13 protein-coding genes are annotated in these 16,403 nt (G+C 67.6%); 10 read left to right on the top strand and 3 right to left on the bottom strand.

Annotated features, from left to right (window positions below; genetic code table 11):
* Positions 1-105 precede the first annotated feature (105 nt).
* From QQL87_RS16945 to QQL87_RS16935, 3 genes are all read right to left on the bottom strand, one after another.
* The gene (locus tag QQL87_RS16945) at positions 106-1,050 is read right to left on the bottom strand and encodes an ABC transporter substrate-binding protein (protein ID WP_284420069.1); all 945 of its coding nucleotides are present in this window, start codon (positions 1,048-1,050) and stop codon (positions 106-108) included.
* A gap of 131 nt (positions 1,051-1,181) precedes the next feature.
* Positions 1,182-1,919 (bottom strand): histidine utilization transcriptional repressor HutC, encoded by a 738-nt coding sequence (gene hutC / locus QQL87_RS16940; RefSeq protein ID WP_284420068.1) that lies wholly within the window; start codon positions 1,917-1,919, stop codon positions 1,182-1,184.
* Positions 1,916-3,274 (bottom strand): formimidoylglutamate deiminase, encoded by a 1,359-nt coding sequence (locus QQL87_RS16935; RefSeq protein ID WP_284420067.1) that lies wholly within the window; start codon positions 3,272-3,274, stop codon positions 1,916-1,918. The genes hutC and QQL87_RS16935 overlap by 4 nt, the downstream gene beginning before the upstream one ends.
* Before the next feature lie 88 nt (positions 3,275-3,362).
* Between QQL87_RS16935 and hutI the strand changes: the two genes are divergently transcribed.
* The 10 genes from hutI to QQL87_RS16885 all read left to right on the top strand — a co-directional run bounded on the left by hutI (position 3,363) and on the right by QQL87_RS16885 (position 15,663).
* Complete coding sequence (gene hutI, locus QQL87_RS16930; RefSeq protein ID WP_284420065.1) at positions 3,363-4,577, top strand: imidazolonepropionase; 1,215 nt, start codon at positions 3,363-3,365, stop codon at positions 4,575-4,577.
* A complete protein-coding gene (gene hutH, locus QQL87_RS16925; RefSeq protein WP_284420063.1) occupies positions 4,574-6,121 on the top strand; it encodes a histidine ammonia-lyase in 1,548 nt (515 codons plus the stop codon). The genes hutI and hutH overlap by 4 nt, the downstream gene beginning before the upstream one ends.
* A gap of 9 nt (positions 6,122-6,130) precedes the next feature.
* Positions 6,131-7,801, top strand: a complete 1,671-nt coding sequence (gene hutU / locus QQL87_RS16920) for a urocanate hydratase (RefSeq protein WP_284420062.1) — start codon at positions 6,131-6,133, stop codon at positions 7,799-7,801.
* Positions 7,802-7,885: 84 nt separating this feature from the next.
* Positions 7,886-8,932, top strand: coding sequence for a magnesium chelatase ATPase subunit I (bchI, locus tag QQL87_RS16915; RefSeq protein ID WP_284420060.1), 1,047 nt, complete (start codon positions 7,886-7,888; stop codon positions 8,930-8,932).
* A complete protein-coding gene (locus QQL87_RS16910) occupies positions 8,929-10,671 on the top strand; it encodes a magnesium chelatase subunit D (protein ID WP_284420059.1) in 1,743 nt (580 codons plus the stop codon). Before bchI ends, QQL87_RS16910 begins: the two co-directional genes overlap by 4 nt.
* Before the next feature lie 134 nt (positions 10,672-10,805).
* Complete coding sequence (locus QQL87_RS16905) at positions 10,806-11,774, top strand: alpha/beta fold hydrolase (protein WP_284420058.1); 969 nt, start codon at positions 10,806-10,808, stop codon at positions 11,772-11,774.
* A 45-nt stretch (positions 11,775-11,819) separates the two neighbouring features.
* The gene (gene bchO, locus QQL87_RS16900; RefSeq protein WP_284420057.1) at positions 11,820-12,725 is read left to right on the top strand and encodes an alpha/beta fold hydrolase BchO; all 906 of its coding nucleotides are present in this window, start codon (positions 11,820-11,822) and stop codon (positions 12,723-12,725) included.
* Between the two features lie 51 nt (positions 12,726-12,776).
* Positions 12,777-14,315 (top strand): phytoene desaturase, encoded by a 1,539-nt coding sequence (locus tag QQL87_RS16895; protein WP_284420056.1) that lies wholly within the window; start codon positions 12,777-12,779, stop codon positions 14,313-14,315.
* Positions 14,312-15,352 carry a phytoene/squalene synthase family protein gene (locus tag QQL87_RS16890; protein WP_284420055.1) on the top strand — a complete coding sequence of 347 codons (1,041 nt, stop codon included), beginning with the start codon at positions 14,312-14,314 and terminating at the stop codon, positions 15,350-15,352. Before QQL87_RS16895 ends, QQL87_RS16890 begins: the two co-directional genes overlap by 4 nt.
* Before the next feature lie 140 nt (positions 15,353-15,492).
* Complete coding sequence (locus QQL87_RS16885) at positions 15,493-15,663, top strand: hypothetical protein (RefSeq protein ID WP_284420054.1); 171 nt, start codon at positions 15,493-15,495, stop codon at positions 15,661-15,663.
* Positions 15,664-16,403 lie beyond the last annotated feature (740 nt).

The following is a 16,403-nucleotide window of genomic DNA, read 5'->3' as shown; positions in this document are numbered from 1 at the left end:
TCATTGCGAGGAGCGAAGCGACGAAGCAATCCAGAGCCGCATACTGAGCCCTGGATTGCTTCGCTTCGCTCGCAATGACGACTCTACAAAGAGCAAACTTCGCGGCTACTTGATGAAGCTCGCATCATACAGATCCTCGACGTTCGGGATCTGCTTGATGATGCCGACCTCGAGCAGCAGCTCCGCCGCTTCCTTGTTGAAGGTCTTGAACTCGGTCTCGAAGAACTTCTGGCTGGCGGCCTTGTCCTGCCAGCGCAGATACTTCGCCGAGTTGCCGAACTGCTCGCCGCTCTGCTTCACGTCGGCGCCCATGATCTCATAGGCCTTGGCCTGGTCCTTGCCGATCATCTCCAGCGCCTCGTAATAGCTGTCAGCGAGCGCCTTGGCGGCCTTCGGGTTCTCGGTCAGGAACTTCGGCGTGCAGCCGAAGGTGTCCATCACCATCGGATAATCCAGCGTCGTGGCGATGATCTTGCCCTTGTCCGGCGCGGCGCGCACTGTCGACAGATACGGCTCGTAGGTCATCGCCGCATCGTTCTGGCCGGCGACGAAGGCCTGCGCGGCGGCGGCCGGCTCGAGGTTCACGATGGTGACGTCCTTCACCGTCAGGCCGTTCTTCTTGAGCATCCAGGCCAGCCCGAAATAGGGCGAGGTACCGGGCGCGGACGCGGCGACCGTCTTGCCCTTCAGGTCCTTGATGGAGGCAACGTCGTTGCGCACCGCCATGCCGTCGGCGCCAAAACTCTTGTCGAGCTGGAAGATCTGCTTGGTGGCGACGCCATTGGCGTTCCAGGAGATCCAGGTCTCGACCGTGGTCGCCGCGCACTGCACGTCGCCGGCGGCGATCGCGAGGTGACGGTCCTTCTGCGGGATCTTCTTGATGGTGACGTCGAGGCCGTTCTTCTTGAAGATGCCGGCTTCCTTGGCGAGCGTCAGCGGCGCGAATCCGGTCCAGCCGGAAATGCCGATGCCGACCTTGACGTCATCGGCGAAAGCCGTGGTGGAGGCCAGCAGCGCGGCCGCTACGGCGAGAAGTCCCAATTGGCGCATCGTCATCATCCTTTGCTGTTGAAAGAAGGTATCGGAGCGGTTCCGCAGTCTGCCGCGGTGACCACATGTCTCTGCAAGGGCTGGCAGCTTGCTTGCAAATCTCGTGCTCAGATCGGGCGCGCTTGATCGTTTCATTCGCTGCCCCTGAACCGCGCCACAAGCCGATGCTGCTCGCCGGGATAGACCAGCCTGACAGCCGTGAGCGGCTGGTTCTGGCGCCAGGTGTGCCGCTCGATCACGAGGCACGGCGCACCGACAGCAATGTCGAGAGCTTCGGCAATCACTTCGTCGGCGACGATGGCGCTGATCGCATGCTCCGCTTCGGTCCAGGGCACGTGGTGCAGCAGCCAGGAGCCGGGCGGATCGACCTTGAAGTTGGCCTTGGCCGCGTCGGGCACGGCATCGAGATCGATCAGGCGGTCCTCGATGGCGAACGGCAGATTGTCGGCGCTGTGCCGACAGCGGATCGCGATCACCTTGCACGGCGTCTTGACGCCGAGGCGCTCGCGATCGGCCGCGTTGGCGGTGCGGCGCGTCGATGAGATCAGCTCATAGCCATAGGCGCGGCCGAGCGCGCCGATCTCGGCGCGGATATCCGGAATCTTCAGCACGGCCGAGAGGAATTGCGGCCGGCGCACGAAGCTGCCCGCGCGTCGCCGGCGCTCGATCAGATCGGCCTGGGCGAGCTCCGACAGCGCCTTGTTCACGGTCATGCGCGAGCAGCCATAGTGCTCCATGATCTCGTGCTCGAACGGGATGCGATGGCCGGGGGGCCATTCGCCGGTGAGGATGCGGCGCTCGATGTCCTGCCGGATCGTCTTGTAGAGCGTGCCGGTTGCCTGCTTGGCGCTGTCATCGGCGAGGCTCATGCGAGCAGCCTCCGCACCGCCCTGTTGAAGCCGCGCCGGGCCGCTTCGCGCGACCGATGATGGCCGCCCTGGACGACCTTGGCGCCGCCGGCCCAGACGCAGTCGATCACGTCGTGCGACGTCGCGAAGATCCAGCCGTCGAGCAGCGCATCTTGCGTCCGCCCCGCGAGCGATGGATGCGTCAGATCGAGCGTGACGATGTCGGCGCGGGCTCCGGCTTGAAGGCCCGCGTGCGACTGTGCCAGCGCTTGCGCGCCGCCGGCGAGAGCGGCATCATAGAGCGTGCGACCTGTCGACGCACTCGCTCCTGACGTCAGCACGTTGCGCTCGCGATGCGTCAGCCGCTGGCCGTATTCGAGCTGGCGCAACTCGTCGCTGACGCCGACGAGGATGTTGGAGTCGGTGCCGATGCCGATATGGCCGTGCGCGCGCAGATAGTCGCGCGCCGCGAAGATGCCGTCGCCGAGGCTGGCCTCGGTGATCGGGCAAAGGCCGGCCGTCGCGCCGCTCACAGCGAGTGCCGCCGTTTCGTCCGCCGTCATATGCGTCGCATGGATCAGGCACCAGCGCGCGTCGACGGCATGATGATCGAGCAGCCATTGCACGGGACGCTGCCCCGACCAGGCCAGGCAGTCCTCGACCTCCTTGACCTGCTCGGCGGCGTGAATGTGGACCGGGCCGCCGTCCGCAAGCGGCAACAGCGCGCTCAGTTCGTCCGGCGCCACCGCGCGCAGGCTATGCGGCGCGATGCCGAGATTTGCGCCGGGAAGCGAGCTGATCGCCTTGCTGGAGGCCGTCAGCAGTTTGGCAAACTGATCGACATCGCAGATGAAGCGCCGCTGTCCCTCATGCGGCGCGGCGCCGCCGAACCCGCCATGCGCATAGAAGCTCGGCAGCAGCGTCAGGCCGATGCCGGATGACTGCGCGGCATTGGCGATGCGCACCGCCATCTCGGCGATATCGGCGTAAGGCGTGCCATCGCGATCGTGATGCAGATAATGGAATTCGCCGACCCGCGTAAAACCGCGTTCCAGCATCTCGACATAGAGCAGCGTCGCGACCGCCTCGACATCGTCGGGACTCATCGACAGCGCGAAGCGATACATTGTCTCACGCCACGTCCAGAACGTGTCGGTGGATGGGCCGCTGATCTCGGCAAGCCCTGCCATGCCGCGCTGGAACGCGTGGCTGTGCAGGCTGGCGATGCCGGGGATTGCGACTTCGTGTTGCTCGTCGTCGGAGGTCGGAGGCACGCCGGCGGAGACTGAGGCGATCATGCCGCTGCTGATGACGACCTGCACGTCCTCGGCCCAGCCAGTGGGCAGAAGCGCGGATGCGAAGTGCAGTGACGCCATGATCGATCAGCCCGCTGGACAGGACGGCGAGCTTAAGTTTATGTATAGACATATCGCCCGTCAAGCTTTCGTGAAGGTGGGAGGCCGCATGTCCCAGCGTTTCGACCGGATCTGGCACAATGCGCAGCTCGCGACCCTGCGCGAGGGACAGCCGGGCCTCGGCGTGATCGAGCAGGGGGTGATCGCCGCGCGCGACGGCCGCATTGCCTTTGCCGGTCCGCAAGCGGATTTCCCGGGGGATGCCGATGCTGCTGAGCGCATCGATTGCGAGGGCCGCTGGATCACGCCGGGCCTCGTGGACTGTCACACCCACCTGGTCTATGGCGGCGACCGCGCGCACGAGTTCGAGTTGCGGCTGGCCGGTGCGAGCTATGAGGAGATCGCACGTGCCGGCGGCGGCATCGTCTCGACCGTCGCGGCGACGCGCGCCGCCAGCGAGGACGCGCTGATCGCTGCAGCGCTGCCGCGGCTCGATGCGTTGATGGCCGAAGGCGTCACGACGATCGAGATCAAGTCCGGCTACGGCCTGGAGACGGCGACGGAGCTGCGACAATTGTCCGCAGCCCGCGCCCTCGGTAACAAACGGCCGGTCATTGTGCGCACCAGCTTTCTCGGCGCGCATGCGCTGCCCGTGGAAGCCGCGGGCAACAAGGACCGCTATGTCGATCTCGTCTGCACCGAGATGTTGCCGGCGGTCGCCAAGGCAGGTCTTGCCGATGCCGTCGATGCCTTCATGGAAAACATCGCCTTCTCGGCCGCGCAGACGACGCGCGTGTTTGCTGCGGCCAAGGCGCTCGGACTGCCGGTCAAGCTGCATGCCGACCAGCTCTCCAATCTCGGTGGTGCTGCGCTCGCCGCCGAGTTCGGCGCGCTCTCGGCCGATCATCTCGAGCACACCGACGAGGCTGGCGCTGTCGCGATGGCGCGGTCTGGCACGGTGGCCGTGTTGCTGCCCGGCGCGTTCTACTTCATCCGCGAGACGCAGAAGCCGCCGGTCGAGCTGTTTCGCAAGCATGGCGTGAAGCTGGCCCTCGCGACCGACTGCAATCCCGGCTCGTCGCCGCTGACCTCGCTGCTTCTCACCATGAACATGGCCGCGACCTTGTTCCGCCTGACCGTTGATGAATGCCTGGCCGCGGTGACGCGCGAGGGCGCCCGCGCGCTCGGCGTTTTGGCGGAGGCCGGCACGCTCGATGCCGGCAAATGGTGCGATCTCGCGATCTGGGACATCGGCCGTCCCGCGGAGCTCGTCTACCGCATGGGCTTCAATCCCTTGCATCAGCGCGTCTGGAGAGGCCGATGAGCACGATCATTGCAGCGTCCGGCCGCGTCAGTCTGGATGATCTCGCAAAAGTCTATGCCGGAGCCTCCCTCTCGCTCGAGCCTTCCTATTGGCCGCGTGTCGACGCCGCGGCGGCGATCGTCGCCAAGGCGGCGCAGGGCGCCGAACCGGTCTATGGCATCAACACCGGTTTCGGCAAGCTGGCCTCGAAGCGCATCCCGCCGGACCAGACCACGCAGCTCCAGCGCAATCTGATTCTCTCGCATTGCTGCGGCGTCGGTCCGGCGACGCCAGAGCCCGTCGTGCGGCTGATGATGGCGTTGAAGATCATTTCGCTCGGCCGCGGCGCCTCGGGCGTGCGGAGTGAGATCATCGAACAGCTGCAGGCGATGCTGGCGCAGGGTGTCTCGCCGTTCGTGCCGCAGCAGGGCTCGGTCGGTGCGTCCGGCGATCTCGCGCCGCTCGCGCACATGACGGCCGTCATGATCGGCGAGGGCCAGGCGTTTCTCGATGGCCGGCTGGTGCCCGGTCGCGAAGCGCTGGCCCGCGCAGGTCTGACGCCGGTCACGCTCGGGCCGAAGGAAGGACTCGCGCTGATCAATGGCACGCAATTTTCCACCGCCTATGCGCTCGCCGGCCTGCTGCGTGCGCATGATCTCCTCAACGCTGCGCTTGTCACTGGCGCGCTGTCGGTCGACGCCGCGATGGCCTCGACCGCGCCGTTCCGGCCCGAAATTCAGGCGCTGCGCGGTCATCCCGGCCAGATCGAAGCCGGTCGCGTGCTGACGGAACTGCTCGACGGCAGCGCGATTCGCCTGTCGCATCTCGACGGCGACGAGCGGGTGCAGGATCCGTATTGCCTGCGCTGCCAGCCGCAGGTCGCCGGCGCTGCGCTCGACCTGCTGACACAGGCCGCGCGCACGCTGGTGACCGAGGCCAATGCCGTCACCGACAATCCGCTGGTGCTGGTCGAGACCGGCGAGATCATCTCCGGCGGCAATTTCCACGCCGAGCCGGTGGCGTTCGCTGCGGATCAGATCGCGCTGGCGCTGTCCGAACTCGGCGCGATCAGCGAGCGGCGCATCGCAACGCTCGTCGATCCCGCGCTGAATTTCGGCCTGCCGCCGTTCCTCACGCCGCAGCCGGGCCTGAACTCCGGCTTCATGATTGCGGAAGTGACGGCCGCGGCGCTGTTTGCCGAGAACAAGCAGCGCGCGCTGCCGTGCTCGATCGACTCCACGCCGACCAGCGCCAACCAGGAAGATCATGTTTCGATGGCCGCGCATGCGGCGCGGCGGCTGCACGACATGGCGGACAATCTCGCTCATATCATTGGCATCGAGCTATTAGTCGCCGCGCAAGGCATCGAGCTGCGCGTGCCGCACGGCACCAGCGCGGCGCTCTCGGCCGTCATCGGCGCGCTGCGCATGCATGTGCCGGCACTGGAGGACGACCGCTACATGGCCGACGATCTCGCGAAGGCCGCCGCGCTGGTGGCCGGCGGCGTGCTGGCCCGCGCTGCCGCCGATGCACTCGGACGCGATCCGTTTCCCAGGCTTGGATGAGAGGGACCCATGAACCGACGTCTCGACAACGAACGGGTGATCCGCGCCCCCCACGGCAGCGACATCAGCGCCAAGAGCTGGCTCACCGAAGCGCCGCTGCGCATGCTGATGAACAATCTCGATCCTGATGTCGCGGAGAAACCGAGCGAGCTGATCGTCTATGGCGGCATCGGCCGCGCCGCGCGCGACTGGGACAGCTTTGATCGCATCGTCGCCTCCCTGCGCAAGCTCGAAGCGGATCAGACGCTGGTTGTTCAATCCGGCAAGCCGGTCGGCATCTTCCGCACCCATCCCGATGCGCCGCGCGTGCTGATCGCCAACTCCAACCTCGTGCCGCATTGGGCGACGCTCGATCATTTCAATGCGCTCGATAAAATGGGCCTGATGATGTACGGCCAGATGACGGCCGGCTCCTGGATCTATATCGGCAGCCAGGGCATCGTGCAGGGCACCTACGAGACCTTCGTCGAGGTCGGCCGCCGGCACTACAATGGCGGTCTCGCCGGCAAGTGGATCCTGACCGCGGGCCTCGGCGGCATGGGCGGCGCGCAGCCGCTGGCCGCGACGATGGCCGGCGCGTCGATGCTCGCGGTCGAATGCCAGCCGAGCCGCATCGAGATGCGGCTGCGCACCGGCTATCTCGACCGCCAGGCCGCCACCCTCGACGAGGCGCTGGCTGTCATGGCGGAGGCCGCGTCAACGAAGAAGGCGGTGTCGGTCGGCCTGCTCGGCAACGCAGCCGACATCTTTCCCGAACTGGTGCGTCGTGGTGTGCGGCCGGACATCGTCACCGACCAGACCAGCGCGCATGATCCGATCAACGGCTATCTGCCCAAAGGCTGGACGCTTGCTGAATGGGAGACGAAGCGTGCGTCGGAGCCGAAGGCGGTCGAGCAGGCGTCCAAGACCTCGATGGTCGGCCACGTCCAGGCGATGCTCGATTTCCACGCCATGGGCATTCCGACGCTCGACTACGGCAACAACATCCGTCAGATGGCGAAGGACATGGGCCTTGCCAATGCCTTCGACTTCCCAGGCTTCGTGCCGGCCTATATTCGCCCGCTGTTCTGTCGTGGCATCGGCCCATTCCGCTGGGCGGCGCTGTCGGGTGATCCCGATGACATCTACAAGACCGACGCCAAGGTGAAGGAGCTGCTGCCGGACAACAAGCACCTCCACAACTGGCTCGACATGGCCCGGCAGCGCATCAAGTTCCAGGGCCTCCCCGCGCGCATCTGCTGGGTCGGGCTCGGCGATCGCCATCGCCTGGGTCTCGCCTTCAACGAGATGGTCGCGCGCGGCGAGGTGAAGGCGCCGATCGTGATCGGCCGCGATCATCTCGATTCCGGCTCGGTCGCGAGCCCGAACCGCGAGACCGAGGCGATGAAGGACGGCTCGGATGCGGTGTCGGACTGGCCGCTGCTCAATGCGTTGTTGAATTGCGCGAGCGGCGCGACCTGGGTGTCGCTGCATCATGGCGGCGGCGTCGGCATCGGCTATTCGCAGCATGCCGGCATGGTGATCGTCGCCGACGGCACCGATGACGCCGCGCGGCGGCTGGAGCGCGTGTTGTGGAACGATCCGGCGACCGGCGTGATGCGCCATGCCGATGCCGGCTATGACGACGCCATCGCCTGCGCTGAGGCCAACGGGCTCGACCTGCCGAGTCTGGCGCGCTGACGTTGATGGGTTGAACAGCGCCCCCGGATTGTGGTCTCATGCGCCGAACGCGACCGGTACGCGTCGCGGCGCAGAGGGAAGCCTATGGGAATCGCGTTTCCGTTCTCGGCCATCGTCGGTCAGGACGAGATGAAGCTGGCACTGATGATTGCGGCCGTCGATCCGAAGGTCGGCGGCGTGCTGGCCTTCGGCGATCGTGGCGCCGGCAAGTCCACCGCCGTGCGGGCGCTCGCCGCACTACTGCCTCCGATGAGCGCCGTGGTCGGCTGTCCCTATCAATGCGATCCTGCCGATGCGGCTGCGCAATGCGCCGAATGCCGCGCCCGCTCGAAGCCGAGCGGGAAGGCGAAGAAGCCGGCCGCGCTGAAGGCGCATCAGGTACCGGTCCCCGTCGTCGATCTGCCGCTCGGCGCCACCGAGGATCGCGTCGTCGGCGCGCTGGATCTCGAGCGCGCGCTGGCCCATGGCGAGAAGTCGTTCGAGCCGGGTCTCCTGGCGCGTGCCAACAGAGGCTTTCTCTATATCGACGAGGTCAATCTGCTCGAGGATCATCTCGTCGATCTCCTGCTCGACGTCGCGGCGTCCGGCGAGAACGTGGTCGAGCGCGACGGCCTCAGCATTCGTCATCCGGCGCGCGTCGTGCTGGTCGGCACCGGCAACCCGGAGGAGGGCGAACTGCGGCCGCAATTGCTCGATCGTTTCGGCCTGTCGGTCGAGGTCAAGACGCCGGGGGACCTGCCGACGCGCATCGAGGTGATCAAGCGGCGCGATGCGTTCGAGACCGATCCGTCGGCCTTCGTCGCGCATTGGGAGAAGGAGGAGGCGAAGTCGCGCAAGCGCATCCTCGCCGCGCGCGAGCATATCGGTTCGGTGAAGGTCTCCGATGGCGAACTGGAGAAGACGGCGCGGCTGTGCATGGCGCTCGGCACCGACGGCCTGCGCGGCGAGCTCACACTGATGCGCGCGGCACGCGCCGCGGCGGCGCTCGATGGTGCCAAGGCGGTCGGTGACGGGCATCTGAAGACCGTGGCTGCAATGGCGTTGCGGCACCGTCTGAGGCGTAACCCGCTCGACGATTCCGGCTCGTCGGTGCGGGTCGAGCGCGCGCTCGACGAGCTGTTCGCATCGTGAGCGGCGGCGCTGCGATCTGGACCGATGCTGTCATCGCGGCGGCGCTGGCGGCGATCGATCCTGCTGCTTCCATTCTGCTGCGCGCAGGAGCGGGGCCGGTGCGCGAGCAGTGGCTCGATCTGCTGCGCGAGCTGATGCCGCCATCGACGCCGCTGCGCAAGCTTCCGGCGTCGATCTCGGATGACCGGCTGCTCGGCGGGCTCGATCTTGCGGCGACTCTGCAGGCCGGCCGCCCGGCGGCGCAGCGCGGCCTGCTCGCCGAGGCCGATGGCGGCGTGCTGATCGCCGTGATGGCCGAGCGCATGGCGCCGTCGACCGTGGCGCATTTATCCGTCGCGCTCGACACTGGCACGGTCAGCATCGAGCGCGATGGCCTGTCGCTGCGCGCTCCGGCGCGGTTCGGCCTGATCGCGCTCGACGAAGGCATTGGTGACGAGCACGTGTCCGCCGCGCTGGCTGATCGGCTCGCCTGCCATCTCGATCTCGGGAGGGTTGCGCGCGCCGATCTCGCCGAGAGCCTGTTCAAATCGTCAGACATCGCGGCCGCGCGTGCGCTGCTGCCGCAGGTTCGTCTGTCCGACGAAGCCATCACGGCGCTGACCGCGACCGCGTGCGCGCTCGGCATCGATTCGCTGCGGGCGCCGCTGCTGGCGTGCCGCGTCGCGCGCATCGCTGCGGCGCTCGATGGCGCAAGCACGGTGAACGAGCCGCACATCGCCTGCGCAGCGCGATTGGTGCTGGCGCCGCGTGCCACCCGTGTGCCGGCCACAGAGGATGCAGAGCCTGACTCGCAGCCCGATGAGCCCCCGGGGGACGATCAGCAGAACGAGAGCGACAAGCCGATCGAGGACGGTCCGCTCGAGGATCGCGTGCTCGACGCGGCGCAGGCGGCCATTCCACTCGACCTGCTGAAGCGGCTGCAGGAGGAGCGCGCCACCCGCGTCCGCAGCAGCAGCGCCAGCAAGCAGGGCACGGCGCAGAAGGCGCCGAAGCGCGGCCGCCCGATCGGTGCGCGCCGTGGCGAATGGCGGGCGGGTGCGCGGCTCAACGTGCTCGAAACCTTGCGCGCGGCGGCGCCGTGGCAGCCGCTGCGGCGGCGGACGCAGCGCGCGGGCAAGAGCGGCCGGCTGATCGTCCACATGGACGACATCCGCATCACGCGCTTCAAGCAGCGCTCGGGCACCACGACGATCTTCGTCGTCGATGCCTCCGGCTCCTCGGCGCTGCAGCGGCTCGCCGAAGCGAAGGGCGCCGTCGAGCTGCTGCTCGCCGAATGCTACATCCGCCGCGACGAGGTGGCGCTGATCGCGTTCCGTGGCAGGAGCGCCGAGCTGCTGCTGCCGCCGACGCGTTCGCTGACGCGGGCCAAGCGCAGCCTCGCTGGCTTGCCGGGCGGCGGCGGCACGCCGCTGTCGGCGGCGATCTGGGCTGCCACCGAGCTCGCGCTCGCCGTGCGCGCCAAGGGCCAGACGCCGACCATCGTGCTGATGACCGACGGCCGCGCCAACGTCGCACGCGACGGCCTGGGCGGGCGCAGCGAGGCCGAGGCGGAGGCGCTGGTCGCTGCCAGGCAGCTCGCGCTCACCGGCATCCCCGTCGTGCTGGTCGACACCTCGCCGCGGCCGCAGGACAAGGCGGCGCAGCTCGCCGGCGCGATGCAGGCCCGCTACGTCGCGCTGCCTTACGCCGACGCCGCGCGGCTGTCGCAGGCCGTGATGGACCAGGCCGGCCGCAACTGAGATGCGTGGAACCGGGCCCGTCGGAGCGCGTTCCGAGGAGTGCCTGACAAGATGAGCCGTCACGGTTATGGTGGCCCGTCCGCTGCTGCGCGCTTGTTCGGCCGTTCGACGCGATGTCCCCAAAGGAGCAATTCATGCAGCTCGCCACCGCCGAACCGACCGATCGTGACGCGATGATGCGCGAGCCGACGATGCCGCCGCCGCTGTCGGCGCCGCGCTTCGAGCTCGCGGACCCCCGGGTCGGCCGCATTACCTGCTATGCCGACGGGCCGGCAGGTCCCTCCGGTCAGCCGCCGCTGCTGCTGATCCACAGCGTCAATGCGGCGGCCTCGGCCTATGAGATCAAGCCGCTGTTCGAGCACTATCGCCGGACCCGGCAGGTCTACGCGCTGGATCTGCCCGGCTTCGGGCTGTCGGACCGCGCCGACCGCATCTACACGCCGCGCCTGATGACCGATGCGATCCTGCTTGCCGCCAACGAGATCAGCCGTCGTCATGGCGGGGCCGGCATCGACGCCATCGCCGTGTCGCTGGGCTGCGAATTCGCCGCACGCGCCGGCGCCGAGGCCGCCAACCTGTTTCGGACCCTCGGCCTGATCAGCCCGACCGGCTTCGATCGCCGTGCGGAAGCCGCGGCCAAGACGGGCGGCGACAGGAATGCGACCCGTGCGATGCCGTGGCTGCGCAACATCTTCACCGTGCCGCTGTGGAAGCACCGCTTCTTTTCGCTGCTGACGTCGCGGGCCAGCATCCGTTTCTTCCTGCGCAAGACCTTCGGCCGCAAGGAGATCGACGAGGGTCTTCTCGAATACGACTACATCACCACCCACCAGCCGGGCGCCGAGAATGCGCCGTACTCCTTCGTGTCCGGCTACATGTTCAGCGTCCATGCGCTGAAGCTGTACCAGGCGCTGGCGATGCCGGTGTGGATGGTGCATGGCGTGCGCGGCGATTTCGTCGACTATAACGGCAAGCATGCCGTCGAAGGCCTGCCGAACTGGCGCATCCAGGTGATGCAGACCGGGGCCATGCCGCATTTCGAGCAGCTTGATAAAGTCGTCGCCAGCTACGATGATTTCCTGGCACGCGCCGCCGGCGCGTGAGCCGTTTCGGCGCGGGCTCGAGCGCCATCTGCAGTGGTCGACGGCATGAGCGACAAGCCGAGCTGGAGCATCGACGGCCGCACTTGGCCGAACCGCGAGGCGAGCCGCTTCGTCGACGCCGGCGGGATTCGCTGGCACGTCCAGGTGATGGGGCAGGGGCCGGTCGCCCTGCTGGCCCATGGCACCGGCGCGGCCACCCATTCCTGGCGCGACCTCGCGCCGCTGCTGGCGACGCACTTCACCATCGTCGCGCCGGATCTGTCCGGCCATGGCTTCACCTCCACGCCGAACTGGCAGCGGCTGTCGCTGCCGGGAATGTCGCACGATCTCGCAGCTCTGTGCGAGCAGCTGGCGATCACGCCGGACATTGTCATCGGCCACTCGGCGGGGGCTGCGATCCTCACCCGGATGACGCTCGACGGCCTGATCGCGCCGAAGCTGATCGTCAGCCTCAACGGCGCCTATCTGCCGTTCGGCGGCGTGGCGGCGCAGTTCTTGTCGCCGCTCGCCAAGATGATGGCGCTCAACCCGCTGGTGCCGCGGCTGTTCGCCTGGCGCGGCCGCGATCCAGCGGCGGTGCACCGCCTGCTCAAGGCGACCGGATCGACGCTCGATTCCAATGGCGAGCGGCTCTACCGCCGGCTCGTCGGCAGCCCGGGCCATGTCGGCGCCGCGCTGGAGATGATGGCGAACTGGGACCTCAATCCGCTGGTGCGCGACCTGCCGCGGCTGAAGACCGCGCTGCTGCTCATTGCCGCGACTCACGACCATGCCATCACCCCGGACGTGGCCCGTCGGGTGCGCCAATTGGTGCCGCAGGCGCAGCTCGAACTCATTGAGGGCCTTGGTCATTTGGCCCATGAGGAGCAGCCGGCGCGGATCGCGGAGCTGATCGTTGCTGCCGCCGGACGGGTGGGCCTCCTCGCAGTGCAGCAGGAAATGTCCAGTTGAGTTGACGTTTTTGACTGGCGAAAGCGTCAATTCCGATTTACGCTTTCGGTCATGCTCGACGTCTCCACCATCAAGGCCGCTGTCCCGGCTGCGCTCGGAGACCGGCCGCATGCGGTCGTGATCGGCTCCGGTTTTGGTGGCCTTGCCGCAGCGGTCCGGCTCGGTGCGCGCGGCTATCGCGTCACCGTGTTCGAACAGCTCGATGCGCCCGGCGGCCGCGCCTATGTGCATCGCCAGGACGGCTTCACCTTCGATGCCGGCCCGACCATCGTCACCGCGCCGTTCCTGTTCGAGGAGCTCTGGCAGCTGTGCGGACGGAAGATGTCCGACGACGTCACGCTGAAGCCGATCTCGCCGTTCTATCGCATCCGCTTCGACGACGGCACCGTGTTCGACTGCTCGGCCGATCCGGCGGCGATGCGCGCCGAAGTGGCGCGAATTTCGCCCGGCGATGTCGACGGCTACGAGCGCTTCATGAAGGCGAGCGAGGCGATCTTCAAGATCGGCTTCGAGGAGCTCGGCGACGTGCCGTTCTCGTCGCTGCTCGACATGGCCAAGATCGCGCCGGCGATGATCAAGCTGCAGAGCTTCCGCTCGGTCTATGGCCTCGTCTCGCAGCACGTCCGCGACGAGCGGCTGCGCGTGATCCTCAGCTTCCATCCGCTGCTGATCGGCGGCAATCCGTTCACGACCACCTCGATCTATTGCCTGATCGCCTATCTCGAACGCCGCTGGGGCGTGCATTTCGCGATGGGCGGCACCGGCGCGCTGGTGACCGGCCTCGTCAGCCTGATCGAAGGGCTCGGCGGCGCAGTGCGCTGCTCGACGCCCGTCGCTGAAATCACGACCAGCAATGGCGTGGCCACCGGCGTGCGACTCCAATCCGGCGAGACGATCGCCGCCGATGTCGTCGTCTCCAACGGCTGCGCCGCCTGGACCTACAAGCATCTGCTGCCATCAGTGCCGCGGCGGCGCTGGACCGATGCGCGCATCGACCGCGCGCGCTATTCGATGAGCCTGTTCGTCTGGTATTTCGGGACGAAGCGCCGCTACGACGATGTCGAGCATCACACCATCCTGCTCGGCCCGCGCTATCGCGAGCTGCTCGACGACATCTTCCGCCGCAAGGTGCTGGCGGATGATTTCAGCCTCTATCTGCATCGTCCCACCGCGACCGATCCGTCGCTCGCGCCTGAGGGCTGCGATGCCTTCTACGTGCTGTCGCCGGTGCCGCATCAGGAAAGCGGCATCGACTGGTCGGCCGCGGCCGAGCCGTTCCGCAAGCGGATCGAGCAGGAGCTGAGCCAGACGCTGCTGCCGGATCTCGCCAGCGAGATCGTGACCTCGCGGCTGCTGACGCCGGATGATTTCGAGCATCGCCTGTCGTCCTATCGCGGCGCGGCCTTCGGGCTCGAGCCGGTGTTGATGCAGAGCGCCTGGTTCCGGCCGCACAACAAGAGCGAAGAGGTCGAGCGGCTGTATCTGGTCGGGGCGGGAACGCATCCCGGCGCCGGCCTGCCGGGTGTGTTGTCCTCGGCGCGCGTGCTCGATGATCTCGTGCCCGCGCCGCATGAGCTGGAGCGGCGATGAGTTGGATGGAAGACATCGCGATCTGTCGTCGGTTGATGCGAGGCGGATCGAAGACGTTCTTCGCCGCCTCGAAAGTCCTGCCGCGCGCGGTCGGCGATCCCGCCGTCGCGCTCTATGCGTTCTGCCGCGAGGCCGACGACGCCATCGATGGTCCCAGCCGCCGCGTCGATGCGGTCGAGGTGCTGCACGATCGGCTCGACCGCATCTATGACGGTGCGCCGGACGACAGTCCGGTCGATCGCGCGCTCGCCGGCGTGGTGGTCCACTTCGCGATTCCGCGCGCGCTGCCGGAGGCGCTGCTCGAAGGCCTCGCCTGGGATGCCCAGGGCCGCCGCTACGAGACCTTGAGCGACGTGCTTGCCTATGCCGTCCGCGTCGCCGGCACGGTCGGCGTCATGATGTCGCTGCTGATGCACCGGCGTGATCCCGAGACGATCGGGCGCGCCTGCGATCTCGGCATCGCCATGCAGCTCACCAACATCGCGCGCGATGTCGGCGAGGACGCCCGCGCCGGCCGGCTCTATCTGCCGCGGCAATGGCTGCGCGAGGCGGGGCTCGACGTCGAGACCTGGCTGGTCGCACCGTTCTTCGACGACCGGATCGGCCGCGTCACCGCGCGGCTGCTCGCGGTCGCCGACGTGTTCTACGCGCGTGCCGCCGCCGGCATCGCCGACCTGCCATGGACCTGCCGTCCAGGCATTCACGCGGCACGGCTGATCTATGCCGAGATCGGCCGCGAGGTCGCACGCGCCGAATTCGATTCGCTTTCGCAGCGTGCATTCGTTTCGATGCCGCGCAAGCTGCAGCTGCTCGGCAAGGCGGCGGCGGTGTCTCTGCTGCAGCAGCAGCCGTCGCTGGCGCCGCTGCGGCCCGAAGCCCGTATTTTGATCGATGCCGTTGCCACGGCGGATGCGCAGCGCCCGCACGCCATCGCGCCGCCGCGCCGGACCATGCACGACCGTGCGCTGTGGGTGATCGACCTGTTCGAGCGGCTGGAGCGGCGCGACCAGCTGTCGCGCCCGGGACGGATGTCGTAGCGCGGCAAGTCGTCGCGCGCGCGCTGGCCGAAGGGCGATGGCGGAGATCGCCAACGTCACGACTGCGTTGGCACGACCGCCAACGTCACGACATGCCATGTGATGAGCGAGTGCCATTGGTCAGACATGCGTGAGACGCCATGAGCGAGATGGGCGGCCTGCTCGAATTCGTCATCGTCGCGATGTGCGTCGCCGTCTGGCAGGTGCTGGAATGGCAGGGCCGCCGCCTCGACCGCCAGCGCGCCGAGCGCGAGGCCGGAGAGCGCGAGGCGGGGAAGCGGTCGGGCGACGTACCGTCGGATCAGGCCTGATACACTTCTCCATGGACGACGCTGGTAGCCAGGACTCGTCTGCCGATTTCGTCATTGCGAGCGCAGCGAAGCAATCCAGAGTCCCGCACACCACCCTGGATTGCTTCGCTGCGCTCGCAATGACGGGTGTGGCACGCGGCGCCGGGACCCATAACCATTCGGAGGAGTTTGAGGCAGGCTCGTCATGAGGAGCCCGCACATCACCTCCGCCGCGGAGTATGGATCCCGGGTCGGCGCCGCGACGCGCTTCGCGTGTCACGGCTTGCCCGGGACTACGGCGGTGGGTGGGGGGCGAATTCACGGCTCAAACAGCAAGAGGCATACCAGCTCGTTCTCGCGACGCATCGCGCCCGAGTGGCTCAATCAGTTCGTCCCTCGCGAGAGTGCAGAGGGCGCAGGGAATGCCGGGTGAAGGCCTCACCCATGGCCCGCCTGCTGAAAAAAATGCAGGCGGCAGGTACCACAGGTGCTGCCGTAGCCGGCATTCCCTGCGCGACGGTCTTCACGCTTATACGCAGTCTCCCTGGTGCGCCGGGCTTGTTGGCCACCATCCCCACGCGAAGCGAAGCTTCGTCATGAGTTGACACCAGCGTCGGGGTGTCAGGACGCTGCGACTTCACGTCCGCAAGATATCGTTCGTCGGCGCCCTCGTGAGAGGACGCTGCGATCTCTCGCGGCCATCGCATCCCCGCCTCGCGTGTCGTGACGATCGCGCGCAACGCCCCTCCGCAGTGAGGCGG

It is taken from the genome of Bradyrhizobium sp. SSBR45G (assembly GCF_030159255.1).
Taxonomy (GTDB): Bacteria; Pseudomonadota; Alphaproteobacteria; order Rhizobiales; family Xanthobacteraceae; genus Bradyrhizobium.
Note: the sequence above shows the minus strand (reverse complement) of the source record. Positions and strands in the feature narration are given on the sequence as shown.

Bases quoted from the DNA above. Each gene is read 5' to 3' on its own strand.
- hutH (WP_284420063.1), top strand. From the start codon at position 4,574: ATGAGCACGATCATTGCAGCGTCCGGCCGCGTCAGTCTGGATGATCTC.
- QQL87_RS16935 (WP_284420067.1), bottom strand. From the start codon at position 3,274: ATGGCGTCACTGCACTTCGCATCCGCGCTTCTGCCCACTGGCTGGGCC.
- QQL87_RS16905 (WP_284420058.1), top strand. From the start codon at position 10,806: ATGCAGCTCGCCACCGCCGAACCGACCGATCGTGACGCGATGATGCGC.
- QQL87_RS16895 (WP_284420056.1), top strand. From the start codon at position 12,777: ATGCTCGACGTCTCCACCATCAAGGCCGCTGTCCCGGCTGCGCTCGGA.
- hutC (WP_284420068.1), bottom strand. From the start codon at position 1,919: ATGAGCCTCGCCGATGACAGCGCCAAGCAGGCAACCGGCACGCTCTAC.
- QQL87_RS16945 (WP_284420069.1), bottom strand. From the start codon at position 1,050: ATGCGCCAATTGGGACTTCTCGCCGTAGCGGCCGCGCTGCTGGCCTCC.
- hutU (WP_284420062.1), top strand. From the start codon at position 6,131: ATGAACCGACGTCTCGACAACGAACGGGTGATCCGCGCCCCCCACGGC.
- bchI (WP_284420060.1), top strand. From the start codon at position 7,886: ATGGGAATCGCGTTTCCGTTCTCGGCCATCGTCGGTCAGGACGAGATG.
- bchO (WP_284420057.1), top strand. From the start codon at position 11,820: ATGAGCGACAAGCCGAGCTGGAGCATCGACGGCCGCACTTGGCCGAAC.
- QQL87_RS16890 (WP_284420055.1), top strand. From the start codon at position 14,312: ATGAGTTGGATGGAAGACATCGCGATCTGTCGTCGGTTGATGCGAGGC.
- hutI (WP_284420065.1), top strand. From the start codon at position 3,363: ATGTCCCAGCGTTTCGACCGGATCTGGCACAATGCGCAGCTCGCGACC.
- QQL87_RS16885 (WP_284420054.1), top strand. From the start codon at position 15,493: ATGAGCGAGATGGGCGGCCTGCTCGAATTCGTCATCGTCGCGATGTGC.